Raw genomic sequence first — 19,553 nt, 5'->3', positions numbered from 1 at the left:
ATGTGTTAAATTTATTAATTTGGCTTTTAAATTGTGTATAATACACTTTTATGTGTATAATTCTGTCAAATGTTTGTGCAAATTGTTACTTAATAACAAAAAACAATAAAAATAGGATAATATAGTATTATCATGTGGTAATATAAGCATTTCCCTTAACTCCGTTTTAACATAATTTTACAAGTGTTAATAATACACAAACCAAACTGTTTAAATTATGAAACCAACCACACAAGCTTTTAAAAGTACAGAGATACCTTATTCCAGAAATAAGATGTTCTTTACTATTTTGTTTTTGTTTGTTGTTTTTTGCTCTTTTTCTCAACAGAAAATTAGTGGTAAAATTACAGATGTAAATCATCTACCTCTTCCTGGGGTATCCGTTTTAGAGAAAAACACAACCAATGCAGTTACAAGTGATTTTGATGGAAATTTTGAAATTACTACTAAAGGAAACAACGTAATATTAGTTTTTTCTTATGTAGGATTAAAAAGAAAAGAAGTACAACCAGACGGAAAGACTCTCAATGTAATTTTAGAATCTGACTTAAATGAATTAACAGAAGTTGTTGTTGTAGGATACGGAACTCAAAAAAAAGAAAGAGTAACCAGTGCTATTGCTACTATAAAAGAAAAGGATTTTACAAGAGGTGCTATTAGAGATGCTTCAGATCTTATTAGAGGTAAAGTGGCGGGTTTAACTATTAGTAATGGTTCCGGTGATCCGGCAGCATCATCTAATATTTCATTGCGTGGAGTTTCTACTTTACAAGGAAACGCTGGTCCTTTGGTCTTAATTAATGGTGTGCCGGGAGGTATGAATACCGTTGCTCCAAATGACATTGCTTCTATCGATATATTGAAAGATGCTTCTGCAGCAGCAATTTATGGAACAAGAGGTGCAAATGGGGTTATTCTTATTACCACAAAAACGGTAAACAAAGATATCGCACCCACTATTACCTATTCAACATTTGCTACAATAAGTAATTTTTATAATAAAGCTGATTTTTTAGATGCTACACAACAAAGAAATTTTCGCGCTCAGGGATTAAGAATACCTTATAAAGATGGTGGTGCTGATACCAATTGGCTGGATCAAATTTCAGGAAGTGGATTTGCTCAAAATCATAATTTAGCTTTAAAAGGAGGAAATGTTAAAACAAACTATACTGTGAATCTTAATTATATAGATGAAACCGGTGTTTTTACTAATACATTTAATAAAGAGTATCGATTCTCATTTGATGTTAATCATAGCATGTTCAATGATAAGTTAAAAATTAATTTGAACTTACTAAATGGAACCCAAAATATGGGGCTTTCAGAAGGAACAGTAGCTTATGCCTACAGACAGGCAATGATTAGAAATCCTAGTGCGCCTATATATAATTCAGATGGAACTTATCTTGAAAAAGAAGATGGTCAAACAAAGTTTCAATATTATAATCCTGTAGGCATTATAAATGAAACAATAGAAGATAGAAATAATACATGGCAAAGATTTACAGCGAATCTGACACTTGATTTATTGCCAGGATGGGATGTAGGGGCACAATTTTCAAAGAATAAAAACACGGGCTTAAACGGATACGCAGAAACCAAAAAACATTATTCAAATACGATAAATTCCCGAAATGGTGTGGCTTCAAGGAATACAGGTACGACGGATACTGATTTAGTTGAGATAACATCCAAATACCATAAAATTTTAGATAAGCATGAGTTTACCGTATTAGGAGGCTATAGTTATCAATATATCGTAAATCAAGGATTTTCGGCCAGTAATTCTGATTTTCCTACTGATGCTTTTTCCTATAATAATTTGGGTTCAGGAAATGCTTTGACGGATGGATTAGCAGGGATGGGAAGTTATAAAGATGATAATACATTAATTGGATTCTTTGGTAGAGTTAACTATAACTTTAATAGTAAATACGATTTATTAGTTAGTATCAGGAGAGAAGGTTCTTCTAAATTTGGTGCAAATTACCAATGGGGAAATTTCCCTGCGGTTTCTGCAGGATGGAGTATTAATAAGGAGTCTTTCTTAAAAGATGTTGAAATTGTAAATGCTTTAAAATTAAGAGCAGGTTATGGAGTAACAGGAGTAATTCCTAACGATCCTTATATGTCACTGACATTGTACAATTATGGAGACTATTTTTATAATGATGGAAAATGGGTGAGAGGATTGGAACCAGTAAGTAACCCTAATCCTGATTTGCGTTGGGAGAAAACGACAGAAGTAAATATAGGTCTTGATTTTGGATTTTTCAATAATAGAATTAGCGGAAGTGTTGATGTGTATAGTAAAAAAACAAGTGATATGTTATGGAGATACGCTGTGCCAAGACCTCCTAATATATATGATTCGACTATTGCCAATGTTGGGAAAATGGAAAATAAAGGTATCGAAATTCTTCTTAATACAATTCCTGTAAAAACAGATGATTTTCTTTGGAATTCCTCAATGACTTTTTCACACAATAAAAATAAGTTAACAAGTCTTTCTAATAATTTATATCAAATTGAAGGAGATTATGTTAATAGAGGAAATACTGGAGATCCTATTTCATTTGATACTCATAGATTAGAAGTTGGACAATCATTAGGTAATTTTTGGGGGTTAAAATCGGTAGATATTACTGATGATGGACAATGGATTGTTGAATTGCCGGATGGTACAAGGAAAACACTTGATCCTTCTATGTACAATGATACTAATAAGCAATATTTAGGCAATGGTATTCCGCAATATTATGCAGGTTGGACCAATACTTTTAGCTACAAAAACTTTGATTTAAGTATGGTGCTCACAGGAGCTTTCGATTTTCAAATACTAAATAGTCAACGTATGTTTTATGGAAATTCTAAAACCGATTATAATATGCTATCCAGTACATCTGACAAAGTGTATGGTAAGGCAGTACTAAATTATAATCCAACTTATGTAAGTTATTATATTGAACAAGGAGATTATGTAAAGGTTGACAACATAACTTTATCTTATAATTTTGATGTTAAGCCGTTTAAATTCATCAATGCAATGCGATTGTATGTATCCGGGAATAACTTAGCCACGTTTACAAAATACAAAGGTTTAGATCCTGAAATAAAAAGAGAAGACCCTACGTCTCAAGGAATGGATAATAGGGATAAATATCCAAGTATAACGGGGATGACTTTGGGATTAAATGTAACTTTTTAAATTAATTCAAAATGAAAAATAAAAATATAATATACAAAATCCTTGCTTCGGGCTTACTGCTTTTAGGAACAGGATGCACCGATTTAGATGAGAATGTTTATGATACAGTAATTGGTGAGGAAACTAAATTTAAGGCAGAAGATCTGGCAAGTCTTATGGCACCAGCTTATACGTCATTAAGAGAGGTTTATTGGGGCTGGGATGCGGCATTTTGTTTATACGAAGAATCATCAGATTTAATAGTAACGCCATTAAGAAACGGTATTGGCTGGGGAGATTATTACATTACAATGCACCAACACACCTATGAGGCTCCGCTACCTCATGCAGAAGGGAATTGGGCTTATTTGTTTGGTGGTGTAAATAATGTCAATAAAGCTATTTTTCAGATAGAACAAATACCGGATCTTGAAAATAAAGAAACTGTTTTTCAGGAACTAAGAGCTTTAAGAGCTATTTATTATTATTTATTATTAGATAATTTTAGAAATGTTCCTATTGTAACCAAATATGATTTACCTAAAGGATATTTGCCAGAACAAAATACAGGTAAAGAAGTATATGATTTTGTAGAAAGTGAACTAAAAGCAGCTTTGCCTTATTTAAGTGATAAGAAAGAATCTAAAAATTATGGGAAAGTTACAAAATGGGCTGCTGAGATGACTTTGGCAAAACTGTATTTAAATGCTGAGGTTTATATAGGAACGCCAAAATGGAACGAAGCTTTAGCTGAAGTTAATGATGTTATAAATAATGGTGGGTTTGCTTTGACAACTAATTATTTGGATAATTTCATAATAGAAAATCAATTTTCTTCAGAACAGATATTTTCTATTCCTTTTGATCAAAAAAAAGCAGGTGGAAGTTACTGGCCATTTAAAACATTAGCGGCTCCAAGTCAGGCAACTTATGAATTAGCTGGAGGACCCTGGAATGGTTCTGGTGGAATACCTCAATTTATAGATACTTATGATCCTGATGATCAAAGATTAAAAGATTCCTGGTTAGGAGGAAAACAGTTTGATAGTAAAGGAGAACCAATAATGATAACTGATCCAAATGATTCAAATAAAAAGATACAATTCGAGTATCTTAATTACTTGACAGATGTTAATGGCTGCGAACCTAACGAAGGGTATAGAATGGTTAAATATGAAATTGGTAAAGGTCAAATTGCACAATTGAGTAATGATGTTCCTTTTTACAGATTAGCCGATGCTATGATGATTAAAGCCGAGTGTTTATTAAGAACAGGAGATGCTGCCGGCGCTGCAGTAATTGTCACAAAAGTAAGAGAAAGAAACTTTAGAAAGACTAATCCGGCCAAAGCAACTGTTACAGGAGCGAAACTGTTAGGAGGAAGTGTTTATCAATACGGTACGTATAAAGCAGGAGTAATTACAAATTACGAAGGAGGAGCGGATATTGCTTACGGAGGTTTCCTTGATGAATTAGCTTGGGAATTCGTTGGTGAAGCTCATAGAAAACAAGATTTAATACGATTTGGAGTATATTCAAAAAAATCATGGTTTTCAAAGAAAGCCAATCCTGCCGGTGCTTTCAGAGCTATTCTTCCAATACCGAAAGTTCAATTGGAAAGAAACAGCAATTTAAAACAAAATCCGGGTTACCTGCCATAAAATATTAAACTTTTACAAGTTGGTTGCTTGTAATTATAAGTGTGTGAAAAGCTGTTCCTGTTCAGGGATGGCTTTTCATTTTAAAGTAATATCATTATGAAATATACAATAGACATCATAAAAATTTGTTTTTGTCTGCTTGTTTTTCAAATCGCAATTTCTTGTAAAACATCGGAAAAAGCAGTCAATGCAGAGATAAAACAAAATTATTCAGTTTCCTTTAAAGATCCAGAATCTCATTATCTCGAAGTGGTTTTAGATTTTGAAAACCTTTCATCGGCACAAACTAATTTAGTACTTCCGGTCTGGACGCCTGGATATTATCTGATTTTAGATACACCGCGCTATATTATAGATTTTGACGTAACAGATGCCAATGGTAACAAAATAAACTGGCATAAAAAAACTAAAAACTGCTGGGTGGCAGAAAACGGGGAAAATTCTAAAATAACCGTCAAATACCGCGTTTTTGCCAACAAAAAATCGGTAGCAGAATCATTAGTAGATGCAGATAAAGCTTTTTTAATGCCTAATACTATTTTTATGCATGTAGAAAATGCGATAAATAATCCCGTAACGCTGACGATTAATCCGTATAAAAACTGGAAAAAAATCTCAACAGGATTACAATCTGCTGCTCCGGACAGTTTTATTTTTACAGCTAAAAATATGGATATTTTGTATGATAGTCCGATATATTTAGGCAATCAAAAAATTATCAATTTTAAGCATGAAGAAAAATCATATTCTTTAGGAATTGCAACTCCACAAGGGTTAAACGAAGAAAAATTCACTTCAGATCTCAAAAAAATCATGACGGCAACAACTGCCATCATGAAAAAAGTTCCTTATGATGATTACTGCTACATTATGATGGAAGCAGGAGGCGGAGGATTGGAGCACTGGAATTCGCAGGCTATTTTTACCAACGGAACATTCGATTTTAAAAACAATGAAGAATACACTGATTTTCTGAATTTTGTAACACATGAATATTTCCATCTTTATAATGTAAAAGCCATTCGTCCAATAGAATTAGGACCGTTTGATTACAACAAAGAAAATTATACTTCTCTGTTATGGGTCTCCGAAGGTTTTACAGTTTATTACGAATACATTATTATGATGAAAGCAGGTTTGCTTGATGGCAATGAAGCTTTAAAGTATATTACAGAATCCATAAAACGATACGAAAATATTGAAGGAAATAAACACATGTCGTTATCCAGATCAAGTTTTGATATTTGGCTGAATTTTTTTAACCGTGAAAGCAATGCGCAGCAAACCACAATATCGTATTACAATAAAGGACCAATAATTGGTTTTCTGTTAGATTTAGAAATTAGAAATAATACAAGAAATCAAAAATCATTAGATGATGTAATGCGTTATTTGTACAATGAATTTTATGAGAAGAAGCAAAGGGGTTTTACCGAAGCTGAATTTTGGCAAATCGCTGAACAAATAGCTGGAAATCCTTTAACTGAAATAAGATCGTATGTTGAAACGGTAAACGAAATTGATTATCAAAAATATCTAAAATACGCAGGACTTCAGGTTGACTTAAGTCCGATAAATACTTCGGCTAAAAAAGAAAATGTAATCGAAAGAAGTTTTAAAATCAAGGAACTGCCAGAAGCTTCGGGTTTACAATTAGAAATTAGAAAAGCTATTTTTAAACTTTAAAATACGTGAGTTGAGTTTTTTTCACGCAGATTTAAGCTATCATCTGCAAAATCTGCGTGAAAAAAAAATCTTAAAACTGTGCACGGTAATGCGAAGGTGAAATTCCCTTCAGTTCCTTAAACTTCCTGTTGAAGTTGGCAATATCCTGAAACCCGCACAATTCAGATATGGAGGCTATAGAAAGATCTTTTTTATGATGCAGTAATTTACACGCATTTTCAATTCGGATTTCAATCAGAAACTGAAAAAAAGTTTTATTGGTACGTTTTTTAAAGTACCTGCAAAAAGCATTTTTACTCATATTGGCTTTCTCTGCCACTTCTTCCAGCGTTATATTCTGATGGTAATATTCAATCGCATATTCAAAAACAGCACTCATTCTTCTTCCTTCATCATCAGTATATTTTTTCTTGTAAACAAAAGAAGACAGAGGAGTTTTTTCAGAAGAAATAATGATGTTTATAATTTTTAAAAAAGAGGCGATTCGCTGTATTTTATTCTGCTTTTTCAGCTTCTCAAAATGATGGATGATTTTTTTGTGGTTCGAAAGGATTTTCATTCCGTATTCAGATTCCTTAAAAAAATCTTCGACACTACTCATATCGTTAAGGCTGAAAAAATCTTTCCCGAAAGAAGTTTTGGTAAAAAACAAAGTCAGCATTACAGACTCAGGACTTGCTTCAACATTACTCCTGAAAACATGGGGCACATTTTCACCAATGACCAGGATATCATCTTCCTTGTAATCATTAATTGAATCTCCAACAATCAGTGAACCGGCACCTTTCATGATATAACTAATTTGAATTTCTTCATGCTGGTGCAGCTGATCATAAAAAACACGCTCAATATCTTCCTGATAAATCAGCGCTTCTCTCTCTGTTTTTGGAATTTTAAATGGTAAGATTTTCAAGGGATTAGTTTTTTGTTATGTAAATATTATCAAAAAAATCAAATTATACAATAGATGGGGTAATATAGTCCTGATAAAGGCTAATAATAACAAAGACGTCTCTTTTTATAAGTTTTATTTTTGATAAAAATTATGATATGAAGATAAACTGGGAAGGCGTAATGCCAGCTGTAACGACTAAGTTTACAGAAGAAGGTCAATTAGACCTCGTAATGTTCGAAAAAAATATTGAAGCCCAAATTGAGGCTGGAGTTAATGGAATTATATTAGGCGGAACTCTGGGAGAAGCCAGTACATTGACAAAAGAAGAAAAAGAGGTTTTAATTAATAACACATTAAGAATAGCAGCAGGAAAAATTCCGGTTATCGTAAACATTGCCGAGCAAACAACCAGTGAGGCCATTACTTTGGCAAAACGTGCCGAAGAGTTAGGTGTAAATGGTTTGATGTTACTGCCTCCAATGCGATACAAAGCAACCGATTATGAAACGGTTGTTTATTTTCAGGAGATTGCAAAAAGTACATCGCTGCCTATTATGATTTACAATAATCCTGTAGATTATAAAATTGAGGTAACACTAGATATGTTCGAAGAGTTATTAAAACTTGATAATATTCAGGCGGTTAAAGAATCTACAAGAGATATTAGCAACGTAACAAGAATCAGAAACCGTTTTGGAAACCGTTTAAAAGTACTTTGTGGTGTAGATACATTAGCGCTTGAAAGCATAGTAGCAGGAGCCGATGGATGGGTTGCCGGTTTAGTAGTGGCATATCCTGCTGAAACAGTTGCTATTTATAAACTGGTAAAAGCAGGAAGAGTAGAAGAAGCTTTGGCTATTTACAGATGGTTTATGCCATTACTTGAACTGGATATTTCTCCTCAACTGGTACAAAATATTAAATTGGCTGAGGTTGCTACCGGACTTGGTACAGAAAACGTAAGAGCGCCAAGGCTTCCATTGCAGGGAGCAGAGAGAGAACGCGTGTTAGCAATTATTGACAATGCAATGAAAAACAGACCCATTTTGCCGGCTTACAAAAACATTTAATCAAATTTTAAAAGAAAGCTGCTATGACTACAGGACAAAATTATATTGGAGAAACGCTTTCCGCAAAAGGTAAAACTACATTTAAGACCATAAATCCGGAAGAGAATTCCGCAAATGAAACTGTTTTTTATGAAGCTTCTCAAGACGAAATTGCTCAGGCTGTAGCTTTAGCCGAAGAAGCTTTTAAAATATACGGAACAATTGAAGACACCAAAAAAGCTGATTTTCTGGATGCTATTGCTGATGAAATTGAAGTTTTAGGGGATGATTTATTAACGACTTATATTCAGGAATCAGGTCTTCCAGCCGGCAGAGCCAATGGTGAACGCGGGAGAACAACCGGACAATTGAGAGCCTTTGCCACAATGCTTAGAGAAGGTTCCTGGGTAGAAGCGATTATCAACAAAACAGACGGAAAACCGGATATTCGCAGAATGCAGATTCCGCTTGGTCCTGTAGTGGTTTTTGGGGCCAGTAATTTTCCGCTGGCTTTCTCTACCGCCGGTGGTGATACTGCGAGCGCCTTGGCTTCAGGTTGTCCGGTTATTGTAAAATCACACCCTCTTCATGCGGGAACTGGCGAATTGGTATCTTCGGCAATTATCAAAGCAGCTCAAAGAACCGGAATGCCAAATGGTGTTTTTTCGAACCTAAACAGCAGCGGTATCGAGGTAGGAAAAGCTTTGGTTGAACATTCCTCTGTAAAAGCGGTTGGTTTTACAGGAAGTATTACAGGAGGAACTGCTCTTTGTAAAATTGCAGCCAACAGATCTGTTCCGATTCCGGTTTATGCAGAGATGGGAAGCATTAATCCAGTGGTAATTTTACCATCGGCCTTAAAACTCGAGAGCGAAAAATGGGCTAAAAACTACGCTGCATCTATTGTAGCAGGAACAGGTCAGTTTTGCACCAATCCTGGACTTATTTTAGGAATAAATAGTAATGAATTAGAGAATTTTATTACTATTTTAGCTTTAGAGACAGACAAATTAGAGCCAGCCTGTATGCTGCATCCCGATATTAAAGCTAAATATGAAATCCTGAAATCAGAAGTTCTTGGACAGGAAGGTTATACGCAGCAGACAAATTTAAAGAAAGAGGTAAAGCCAAACTATGCTCTGCAAAATGTAATCACGGTAAATGGAAATACCTTTTTAAAAAATAAAACATTTCATAAGGAGGTTTTTGGGCCTTTTTCTGTGGTTGTTAAATGTGATGATATTCAGCAATTGAATACAATTATTGAAAATCTGGAAGGACAGCTCACAGGTACTATTTTAAATTCGGATGAAAGTGAATTAAAAGATTTCAAAGAAGTAATCCAAAACCTTAAAAATAAGGTAGGGAGATTAATCTTTAACAATGTACCTACAGGAGTTGAGGTTTGCTCGGGAATGACACATGGCGGACCTTTTCCTGCAAGTTCTGACAATAAATTTACTTCGGTAGGATTAACGGCAGTAAAAAGATGGGTTCGTCCGGTTACGTTTCAGGATTGGCCAAATAAAGTATTGCCCGTTGCTTTGCAGAATGAAAACCCATTAGGAATTAACAGAACAGTAAATGATATAATAACCCAGAATCCTATTTAATATATGCCCAGAAAAACCTTTTTTTGCGTTGATGCACATACTTGCGGAAATCCGGTGCGAGTGGTGGCCGGTGGAGGCCCAAATCTCGTTGGAGACAATATGAGTGAAAAACGGCAGCACTTCTTAAAAGAATATGACTGGATTCGCAAAGGACTTATGTTTGAACCGAGAGGACATGACATGATGAGCGGGAGTATTTTGTATCCGCCAAGCAATCCTGAAAATGATTTTGGAATTTTGTTTATCGAAACTTCAGGCTGTCTGCCAATGTGTGGACACGGAACCATTGGAACCATCACAATTGCTATCGAAGAAGGATTAGTTGTTCCTAAAATTCCAGGTAAAATAAAAATGGAAGCACCAGCAGGTTTAGTTCAGATTGAATACCAGCAAACGGGAAAGAAAGTAGACTGGGTACGTTTGACAAACGTAAAATCGTATCTGGCAGCTGAAGGTCTGACAGTTGATTGTCCGGAACTGGGCGAGATTGTTTTTGATGTGGCTTACGGAGGAAATTATTACGCCATTGTAGACCCACAGCCTCATTTTTCAGGGATTCAGGATTTTACAGCCGGAAAAATTGTGCAATACAGCCAGGAAGTCCGCAAACGAATTAACGAGAAATACCCAAATCTTTTCATTCATCCCGAAAATGATACGATTCGTGATGTAAGTCATATGCTCTGGACAGGCGATCCAATCGATCCGGCTTCGTCAGGCAGAAATGCCGTGTTTTATGGCGATAAAGCTATCGATCGCTCACCTTGCGGAACCGGAACTTCAGCCAGAATTGCACAGCTTCATGCCAAAGGAAAACTTAAAAAGGGAGAAGATTATATTCACGAAAGTTTTATTGGAAGCAAGTTTATTGGACGAGTCGAAGAAGAAACCGCCATAGGAGATATAAAAGCCATTGTGCCAAGTATTCAGGGCTGGGCAAAAGTCTACGGTTATAACAATATTATCATTGACGAAGAGGATGATCCGTATGCATTTGGATTTCAGGTGATTTAAAAAAATAAACTATAATTCAAAGGTTGAAAAAAATCTTATCGCCAAATTTTAAATTTAGAATAATAATGAAAAAAGTAAGTATAATTGGCGGAGGAATAATAGGCTTATGTTCAGCTTATTATTTGGCTAAAGAAGGTTATGAAGTAGTTGTTTTTGATAAATCAGATATGAATGATGGCTGTTCTTACGGAAATGCAGGCATGATTGTTCCGTCGCACATCATCCCGCTGGCTCAGCCCGGAATGATTGCACAGGGAATAAAATGGATGTTTGATAGCCACAGTCCGTTCTATGTGAAACCCAGATTAAATTTAGATTTAATGAATTGGGGATTAAAGTTTTACAAACATGCCAATTTGAAACATGTAGAAAAAGCGATGCCCGCACTTTGCGATTTATCACTTCTAAGTAAGGAACTCTATCAGGATCTGGCAAAACAGAATAATTCTTTTTTCTATGAAGAAAAAGGGCTTTTGATGCTTTATAAAACGGATAAAACCGCAGAAGAAATTTATCACGAAGGAAAGCTGGCAGAAGATTTAGGTTTAGAAGTTGATTTTCTTTCCAAAGAGGAAGTTTCAAATTTAGAGAAAGGAACCGCTACAAATGTTATTGGTGGTGTTCATTACAAAAGCGATGCACACATCTATCCGCAAAAGTTTATGCAGTTTTTAAAAGACGAACTGAAGACACTGAATGTAGAAATTCATTCGCAGACAAGCGTAATAGATTTTGTTATTAAGAATAATACTATTGCAGAAATTATTACCGACAAAGGCAATTTTACAACAGATGAAATGGTTTTGGCAACTGGTTCCTGGAGTCCGAATATTGCTAAGAAACTGAATGTCAATATTTCAATTTTGCCAGGAAAAGGATATAGTTTTACGTTAAAAGACCAGAATCACAAGCCATCAATCCCAAGTATTTTATGTGAAGGAAAAGTGGCTGTCACACCTATGAACAATGATATTCGTTTTGGCGGAACTATGGAAATTACACATACAAACGATACCAAAATTAATCAAAACAGGTTACAGGGAATTGTGAATTCGATCAATGATTTCTATCCTGATTTAAAAATAGAAATGCCAAAAGAAGAAGATACATGGTTTGGCTTCAGACCTTGTACACCTTCGGGAATGCCAATTATAGCCCGGGATAAAAAACTTAAAAATTTGACAGTAGTAACAGGACATGCAATGATGGGATTAAGTCTGGCTCCGGCAACGGGAAAAATAGTGGCCGAGATTATTTCTGAAAAGCCAACTTCTGTCAATACTCAAATGTTTCAACTCTAAAAAGTCAGCTTCATGTTTAATCAAAATGAAGCTGATTTTTTTTTGCATACAATTTTTACATGATGATTCAAAAACTTAAATCATTAACCAGATTTAGGTTTTAAAAATAGAATTCTGCATACCTAAACAAAAAACAACCAAACAAACAAACCAAAAATGACAAATAACAAGGAAGAATTTAAAAAAGAACTCGGCCTTTTAGACGGAACTATGCTTGTAGTAGGCTCCATGATTGGCTCAGGAATATTCATCGTGAGTGCTGATATTGCCAGACAGGTCGGTTCTACGGGGTGGCTCGTTTTAATCTGGCTGATTTCAGGATTAATTACCATGATTGCCGCTGTAAGTTATGGCGAATTAAGCGCCATGTTTCCAAATGCAGGCGGACAATATGTGTATTTAAAAGAGGCTTACAATAAATTAATAGCGTTTTTGTACGGCTGGAGTTTTTTTGCCGTTATACAAACCGGAACAATTGCAGCAGTGGGAGTTGCCTTTTCTAAATTTGCAGCGTATTTGATTCCCGCAGTCAGTGATGAAAATATCTTATATGAACTAGGAAGTTTCAAGCTTAATGTTGCTCAGATTGTTTCTATAATAACGATTGTTTTTCTAACTTATCTGAATACTAGGGGTGTAAAAAACAGCAAAATTCTGCAAACGATTTTAACCATTATAAAAATTCTGTCAATTTCAGGATTAATTATTTTCGGATTTACTTTAGCCGCTAAAGCTTCTGTTTGGAATGCCAACTGGACAGATGCCTGGACACCGCATGCGTTTAATACCGAATCAGGTTCATGGATGCCAATTGGTACTACAGCTTTAATTTCCGGAATTTCTGCAGCTATGGTCGGAACTTTGTTTTCCAGCGATTCCTGGACAGGTGTAACCTTCATTGCCGGAGAAATTAAAAATCCAAAACGCAATGTGGGATTAAGCATGCTCTTAGGAACTTTCATTGTGACTATAATTTATGTATTGACCAATTTAATGTACGTTGCCGTAATTCCGCTAAACGAAATAGCCGGAGCAAAATCAGACAGGGTAGCGGTGGTGGCTGCTCAATATATTTTTGGAGATATCGGAACACTGATTATTGCACTCATGATTATGATTTCAACATTCGCCTGTAACAACGGATTGATTATGGCAGGAGCAAGAGTCTATTATACAATGGCAAAAGATGGTTTGTTTTTTAAAAAAGCAGCTCATCTTAATGGCAATAGTGTTCCTTCGTGGGCACTTTGGGCACAATGTTTATGGGCTTCTGTATTGTGTCTTACCGGTAAATACGGTGATTTATTAGACTTTGTAATTATCATCGTACTTATCTTTTACATCCTGACCATTTACGGAATTATCATTCTCCGCAAAAAAATGCCGGATGCAGTTCGTCCTTATAAAGCTTTAGGTTATCCCTTTTTACCTTTATTGTATATTATAATAGCCTCAGCAGTGTGTGTGTCGTTATTGTTTACAAAATTTTCTACTTGTGGATGGGGTGTTTTGATTATGCTAATTGGGATTCCGATTTACTATTTGATAAAAGAAAAAAATTACTAATTAATTTGACGTTTATTGGAGACCTAACAGGTTTTTAAAACCTGTTAGGTCTATCGTTTCAATACAAATTAGTATTTAATAACTGTTTTTTATCACATTCTTATTTCTATGGGTAATATAATCTTACTATATGCTAATATTAACCCATATTCGTCAATAAATAATACATATTTTTATTATTATTAAAATTATGAAGACAACTAATAAAAAAATAAGTGTGTTTTTAACACTTTCGTGGTGTTTCATCGCTCAGGCTCAGGGTACGTTAAAGGAGTACAAGAGAGCGAATGCCGTCGATTCGTTATTTAAGAACAAAGTAATCCATACACCAAAAGAGTTTCATTGGATTGGGAATGACTACGTATGGTACAGTAATAATGTATTGAAAGGAAAAGAATTTATTTTGGCTGATGCGAAAAATCACAAGCAGGCATTAGCTTTTGATCATACTAAATTAGCACAGTCATTGTCAAAGATTTTAGGTAAAGAAGTAAATTATAAAGATCTTCCGATTGAAAATTTAGAATTTGATAAAAACCTGTCAACATTAGTTTTTACAACCGAAGCATTGAAATTTTTATATAATCTGAATACGAGTGAATTAACGAAAACCGGCGACTATAAAAAGCCGTTAAAAAAAGAGGATTATTGGGGAGATAACTTTGATGAATTGGGCAATAAACCTGTTGGTTCTCCGGATTCCTTGTATGTTGGGTTTATAAAAAACTATAATTTATTTATTAAAGACAAAAAAACAAAAACAGAAACCCAACTGAGTTACGACGGTTCAAAAGGATTTTATTATTCGTCATATTTGCAATGGTCGCCAAACAGCAAAACTATTATGGCTTATAAAGTACGTCCGGGCGAGGATCATAAAATCTATTTTGTTGAATCAAGCCCAAAAGATCAGTTTCAGCCAAAATTACAAACCCGTGATTATTTAAAACCGGGTGATCAGCTGCCTTTTAAAAGTCCGCAATTGTTTGTAGTGGCTTCAAAAAAGCAAATTCCGGTGGCAACCGATTTATTTCAGGAGCAATACGACATTTCCGGAATTGAATGGAAAGACGACAGCAGCGCTTTCACTTTTGAATACAATCAAAGAGGACATCAGGTGTATCGTATTTTGGAGGTCAATGCAACAACCGGAAAAGTTAAAGTTATTATAGAAGAAACAAGTCCAACATTTGTAGAATACAGTGGCAAAAGATACCGTTACGACATCAAAAAAAACAATGAAATCATTTGGGCATCAGAACGTGATGGATGGAATCATTTGTATTTGTACGATGCCCTTACCGGAAAAGTCAAAAATCAAATTACAAAAGGAAGCTGGCCCATTCGGGAAGTGCTAAAAGTTGATGAAGAGAAAAAACAAATCTATTTTACGGCCAGCGGTTTAGACAGCAATCAGGACCCATATTTGTTACAATTTTGCCGAATCGATTTTAATGGCAAAAACTTTACCCGGTTAACGACTGAAAATGGCAATCATAAAGTTACTTTTTCACCTGATTATAAATATTATGTCGATCAGTATTCAAGAGTAGATTTACCCCCGATTACCGTTTTGAAAAGCATCGATACACAAAAAACGATTTTAGAAATGCAAAAGGCAGATATTTCGGCATTACAAAAAACAGGATGGATAGCTCCTGAAGTTTTTACAGCCAAAGGAAGAGACGGCAAAACCGATATTTGGGGCGTAATCGTACGTCCAACCACTTTTGACCCAAATCGTAAATATCCAATCATTGAATATATTTATGCAGGTCCTCAGGATTCATTTGTTCCAAAGAATTTTCAATCCTACTATTGGGCCATGTCATCTTTGGCTGAATTAGGATTCATTGTAGTTCAGATTGACGGAATGGGAACTTCAAACCGTTCAAAAGCTTTTCATGATGTTTGTTATAAAAACCTCAAAGATGCCGGTTTTCCCGATAGAAAGCTCTGGATGAAAGCGGCTGCTGCCAAATATCCTTATATGAATATTGATAAAGTAGGCATCCACGGAACATCAGCCGGAGGACAAAATGCCGGTGCTGCTTTGGTCTTTAATTCTGATTTTTATGATGTTGCCGTAGCGTCTTGTGGCTGTCACGATAATCGAATGGACAAAATGTGGTGGAACGAACAATGGATGGGATACCCGGTTGGGCCAGAATATGAAGCTTGCTCGAATACTACTAATGCGGCACAATTGAACGGAAATTTAATGTTGATTCTTGGAGAATTAGACGATAATGTAGATCCTGCTTCAACCATGCAGTTTGCAAATGCTTTAATCAAAGCCAATAAAAATTTTGAATTGGTAACCGTTCCGGGAATGGGGCATTCTGCCGGAGGCGATTTTGGTGAACGCAAACGCAGGGATTATTTTGTACAGCATTTATTAGGAGTTATACCGCCAGCCTGGGAAGAAATTTATAAGTAGAAAATTTCTGAAAAGAGAAAATAAAGAGATTTTGTAAATCACAAGAAAAAGAATTCACGATGAAAAAACATCAGTTATTTATTTGTTTCGTATTCAGTTTTTGGGCATCATGTACAACAACGACGCGTGCACAAAACGGCGATCAGATTTTAGACGGAATTGGAGAAACGGGACTAATTGCCCGCTATGTTTTTGATGGCGATGCTAAAGACTGGTCCCGGAATAATTTACACGCTAAAATTCAGGATGTAAAAGCAAAGTTTGTAAATGACGATCAATTTGGTATCGTACTTTCTTTGCCTGCTGACAGTAAAGCATTTGTTTCAATTCCGGCTGACGGATTAATAGGTGAAGAATCTTTAAGTATATCAGGATGGATTTATTTACGTTCTGCACAAAAAGGGCAGCGATTTTTTGACTTTGGAAAAAATAACAATTCACATTTGTTTTTTGCACCGGCAGGAACAGAAAAAGAAGATGGAATCCAGACTGAAGTCGTAACTGAATCGGGAGCTAAATTTAAATCAACAGCAAAAGCTTTAGAAACAGGCAAATGGAATCATGTTACAGTTGTAATCAATGTTCCATCAAAATCAATCAGTACTTACGTGAATGGCGTACTTGCATGTGAAACCAAGAATGCAGCATTAGATTTGGCAAAATTATTCGATTACAATTCAGCCGAAAAAAACAGGCTTTATGTAGGAAAATATTTAGCAGAGGATAACATTTCTCTGAATGCAAAATTACACGATTTCAGAATTTACAGAGTTCCTTTGACAGACAAACAAATTACCAGAATTTACAACAATGCATTAAAAGAAGGCCAGGAAGAAGAGGAGTCCGCGGAAGAACAAACAGCAGATTTGCCAAAGTTTGCCAGTACAACTCCTCAACTTTACAATCAATTTTTAACAAGTGTTTCGGATGTCAAAGCACAAACCGTTGTAGGATCACTTCCAAGATTACCGGGTTATATAAAAGGAGTTTATAAAAATGGTATTCAGGGTCCTGAAGTTCGCGTTATTTGGCCATCGCCAAAAGATAACACTCAAGTACTTAAAAGTGGACAATATACCATAACCGGAACTATTCCTGGGACTGATTTAAAACCAAAAGCGATTGTAAGCGTAAAAGAGGGTAAGGAAACAAAAACACCGAATCGCAATCTGGAAACTTTCAAATTAGATCAGGTGGTTTTAAATAAAGATTCTAAAGGCAGCCAGAACAAATTCATTGAGAATCGAGATAAGTTCCTGACAACACTGGCTACAACAGATCCGGATTCATTTTTGTATATGTTTCGTAATGCTTTTGGACAAGAACAGCCCAAAGAAGCCGAACCACTTGGTGTTTGGGATACACAGGAAACCAAATTACGCGGACACGCAACAGGCCATTACCTGACTGCAATTGCTCAGGCATATGCAAGTACCGGTTATGATAAAACACTACAGGCCAATTTTGCAGGAAAAATGGAATATATGGTCAACACATTGTATCAATTAGAACAACTTTCCGGAAATCCAAGAGAAGCCGGAGGGAAATTTATAGCAGATCCAACAGCAGTACCGCCCGGCCCTGGCAAAACAACTTATGATTCAGATTTGAGTCCGGAAACAATTCGTACAGATTACCAAAATTGGGGAAAAGGATTTATTAGCGCCTATCCGCCGGACCAATTTATCATGCTGGAAAACGGGGCGACTTACGGTGGTCAGAAAACCCAAATTTGGGCACCTTATTATACACTTCATAAAATTCTTGCCGGATTGATGGATGTCTATGAAGTAAGCGGCAATGAAAAAGCACTTGCAACAGCCAAAGGAATGGGAGACTGGGTATATGCCCGTATGAAAAAATTGCCAACCGAAACCCTTATCAGTATGTGGAACCGATATATTGCAGGAGAATTTGGCGGAATGAACGAAGCGATGGCAAGATTGTACAGGATTACAAAAGATTCTCATTACTTAGAAGTAGCCCAATTGTTCGATAATATCAAAGTATTTTACGGTGATGCTAATCATTCACATGGGCTGGCAAAAAATGTAGATACTTTTAGAGGATTACATGCCAATCAGCATATCCCGCAGATTATGGGAGCGCTTGAAATGTACCGTGACTCAGACACTGCAGATTATTACCATGTTGCCGATAATTTTTGGAACAAAACCGTAAACGATTATATGTACAGTATTGGTGGAGTAGCCGGAGCTCGAAACCCTGCAAATGCAGAATGTTTTATCGGCCAGCCGGCAACGATTTATGAAAATGGTTTTTCATCCGGAGGCCAAAACGAAACCTGTGCTACATATAATATGCTTAAACTAACCGGAGATTTATTTTTGTACGATCAGCGTGGAGAATTGATGGATTATTACGAACGCGGACTTTACAATCACATTCTTTCTTCAGTTGCAGAAAATAGTCCGGCAAATACGTATCATGTTTCGTTAAGGCCGGGTGCTGTAAAACAGTTTGGAAATCCCCACATGACGGGTTTTACCTGCTGCAACGGAACGGCAATTGAAAGCAATACGAAGTTCCAGAATTCAATTTATTTTAAAAGTGCTGCGAATGATGCGCTTTATGTAAATCTTTATATTCCGTCAACATTAAAATGGACAGAAAAGAATGTTACAATAGAGCAAAAAACTTCTTTCCCAAACGAAGATCATACACAACTGACCATAAAAGGAAATGGAGATTTTACCATTAATGTTCGTGTACCACATTGGGCAAATAAAGGATTTTTTGTGAAGATAAATGGAAAATCCGAAAAAATAAAAGCAACGCCGGGAAGCTATCTTAGACTAAATAAAAAATGGAAAGATGGTGATACAATCGAATTGCAAATGCCATTTGATTTTCACTTAGAACCCGTAATGGATCAACAGAATATCGCCAGTTTGTTTTACGGACCAATATTGCTCGCAGCGCAGGAAACAGAACCAAGAAAAGACTGGCGCAAAGTAACATTAGATGTAAAAAATATTGGAAAAACAATAGAAGGCGATCCAAAGAAATTAGAGTTTAAAATCGACGGAACGCTGTACAAGCCATTTTACGAAACCTATGGACGTCATTCTGTTTATCTGGATGTGACTTTAAAATAATAGTAAAATAGCATTTAAA

The 19,553-nt window shown here is 35.6% G+C and carries 11 protein-coding genes; 10 read left to right on the top strand and 1 reads right to left on the bottom strand.

What is annotated here, in order from left to right; translation table 11 throughout:
- Positions 1-217 precede the first annotated feature (217 nt).
- The 3 genes from JE46_RS17175 (at position 218) to JE46_RS17165 (ending at position 6,537) form a co-directional block, all read left to right on the top strand.
- Positions 218-3,211, top strand: a complete 2,994-nt coding sequence (locus JE46_RS17175) for a SusC/RagA family TonB-linked outer membrane protein (protein WP_035136760.1) — start codon at positions 218-220, stop codon at positions 3,209-3,211.
- 11 nt (positions 3,212-3,222) lie between these two features.
- Positions 3,223-4,851, top strand: a complete 1,629-nt coding sequence (locus JE46_RS17170; RefSeq protein WP_031456512.1) for a RagB/SusD family nutrient uptake outer membrane protein — start codon at positions 3,223-3,225, stop codon at positions 4,849-4,851.
- 96 nt (positions 4,852-4,947) lie between these two features.
- Positions 4,948-6,537, top strand: coding sequence for a M61 family metallopeptidase (locus tag JE46_RS17165; protein WP_031456511.1), 1,590 nt, complete (start codon positions 4,948-4,950; stop codon positions 6,535-6,537).
- A gap of 70 nt (positions 6,538-6,607) precedes the next feature.
- Here the strand turns inward: JE46_RS17165 and JE46_RS17160 are convergent, their stop codons facing one another.
- The gene (locus JE46_RS17160; protein WP_031456510.1) at positions 6,608-7,450 is read right to left on the bottom strand and encodes an AraC family transcriptional regulator; all 843 of its coding nucleotides are present in this window, start codon (positions 7,448-7,450) and stop codon (positions 6,608-6,610) included.
- Positions 7,451-7,587: 137 nt separating this feature from the next.
- Between JE46_RS17160 and JE46_RS17155 the strand changes: the two genes are divergently transcribed.
- The 7 genes from JE46_RS17155 to JE46_RS17125 all read left to right on the top strand — a co-directional run bounded on the left by JE46_RS17155 (position 7,588) and on the right by JE46_RS17125 (position 19,534).
- A complete protein-coding gene (locus tag JE46_RS17155; protein WP_031456509.1) occupies positions 7,588-8,502 on the top strand; it encodes a dihydrodipicolinate synthase family protein in 915 nt (304 codons plus the stop codon).
- Positions 8,503-8,525: 23 nt separating this feature from the next.
- On the top strand, positions 8,526-10,094 hold the full coding sequence (locus tag JE46_RS17150; RefSeq protein ID WP_031456508.1) for an aldehyde dehydrogenase (NADP(+)): 1,569 nt from the start codon (positions 8,526-8,528) through the stop codon (positions 10,092-10,094).
- A 3-nt stretch (positions 10,095-10,097) separates the two neighbouring features.
- Positions 10,098-11,108 carry a 4-hydroxyproline epimerase gene (locus JE46_RS17145; RefSeq protein WP_031456507.1) on the top strand — a complete coding sequence of 337 codons (1,011 nt, stop codon included), beginning with the start codon at positions 10,098-10,100 and terminating at the stop codon, positions 11,106-11,108.
- 65 nt (positions 11,109-11,173) lie between these two features.
- The gene (locus JE46_RS17140) at positions 11,174-12,409 is read left to right on the top strand and encodes an NAD(P)/FAD-dependent oxidoreductase (protein WP_031456506.1); all 1,236 of its coding nucleotides are present in this window, start codon (positions 11,174-11,176) and stop codon (positions 12,407-12,409) included.
- A 156-nt stretch (positions 12,410-12,565) separates the two neighbouring features.
- A complete protein-coding gene (locus tag JE46_RS17135) occupies positions 12,566-13,975 on the top strand; it encodes an APC family permease (RefSeq protein ID WP_031456505.1) in 1,410 nt (469 codons plus the stop codon).
- A 190-nt stretch (positions 13,976-14,165) separates the two neighbouring features.
- On the top strand, positions 14,166-16,415 hold the full coding sequence (locus JE46_RS17130; RefSeq protein WP_031456504.1) for a S9 family peptidase: 2,250 nt from the start codon (positions 14,166-14,168) through the stop codon (positions 16,413-16,415).
- A 59-nt stretch (positions 16,416-16,474) separates the two neighbouring features.
- Positions 16,475-19,534, top strand: coding sequence for a beta-L-arabinofuranosidase domain-containing protein (locus JE46_RS17125; RefSeq protein ID WP_031456503.1), 3,060 nt, complete (start codon positions 16,475-16,477; stop codon positions 19,532-19,534).
- The last annotated feature ends 19 nt before the right edge of the window (positions 19,535-19,553 follow it).

The sequence above is a fragment of the Flavobacterium chungangense LMG 26729 genome, assembly GCF_000735715.2.
Taxonomy (GTDB): Bacteria; Bacteroidota; Bacteroidia; order Flavobacteriales; family Flavobacteriaceae; genus Flavobacterium; species Flavobacterium chungangense.
The sequence above is the reverse complement of the archived record's forward strand: the minus strand, read 5'-3'. Positions and strand labels throughout refer to the sequence as shown.

Excerpts from the sequence above, each read along its gene's own strand:
- JE46_RS17175 (WP_035136760.1), top strand. The coding sequence starts at position 218 with ATGAAACCAACCACACAAGCTTTTAAAAGTACAGAGATACCTTATTCC.
- JE46_RS17170 (WP_031456512.1), top strand. The coding sequence starts at position 3,223 with ATGAAAAATAAAAATATAATATACAAAATCCTTGCTTCGGGCTTACTG.
- JE46_RS17165 (WP_031456511.1), top strand. The coding sequence starts at position 4,948 with ATGAAATATACAATAGACATCATAAAAATTTGTTTTTGTCTGCTTGTT.
- JE46_RS17155 (WP_031456509.1), top strand. The coding sequence starts at position 7,588 with ATGAAGATAAACTGGGAAGGCGTAATGCCAGCTGTAACGACTAAGTTT.
- JE46_RS17150 (WP_031456508.1), top strand. The coding sequence starts at position 8,526 with ATGACTACAGGACAAAATTATATTGGAGAAACGCTTTCCGCAAAAGGT.
- JE46_RS17145 (WP_031456507.1), top strand. The coding sequence starts at position 10,098 with ATGCCCAGAAAAACCTTTTTTTGCGTTGATGCACATACTTGCGGAAAT.
- JE46_RS17140 (WP_031456506.1), top strand. The coding sequence starts at position 11,174 with ATGAAAAAAGTAAGTATAATTGGCGGAGGAATAATAGGCTTATGTTCA.
- JE46_RS17135 (WP_031456505.1), top strand. The coding sequence starts at position 12,566 with ATGACAAATAACAAGGAAGAATTTAAAAAAGAACTCGGCCTTTTAGAC.
- JE46_RS17130 (WP_031456504.1), top strand. The coding sequence starts at position 14,166 with ATGAAGACAACTAATAAAAAAATAAGTGTGTTTTTAACACTTTCGTGG.
- JE46_RS17125 (WP_031456503.1), top strand. The coding sequence starts at position 16,475 with ATGAAAAAACATCAGTTATTTATTTGTTTCGTATTCAGTTTTTGGGCA.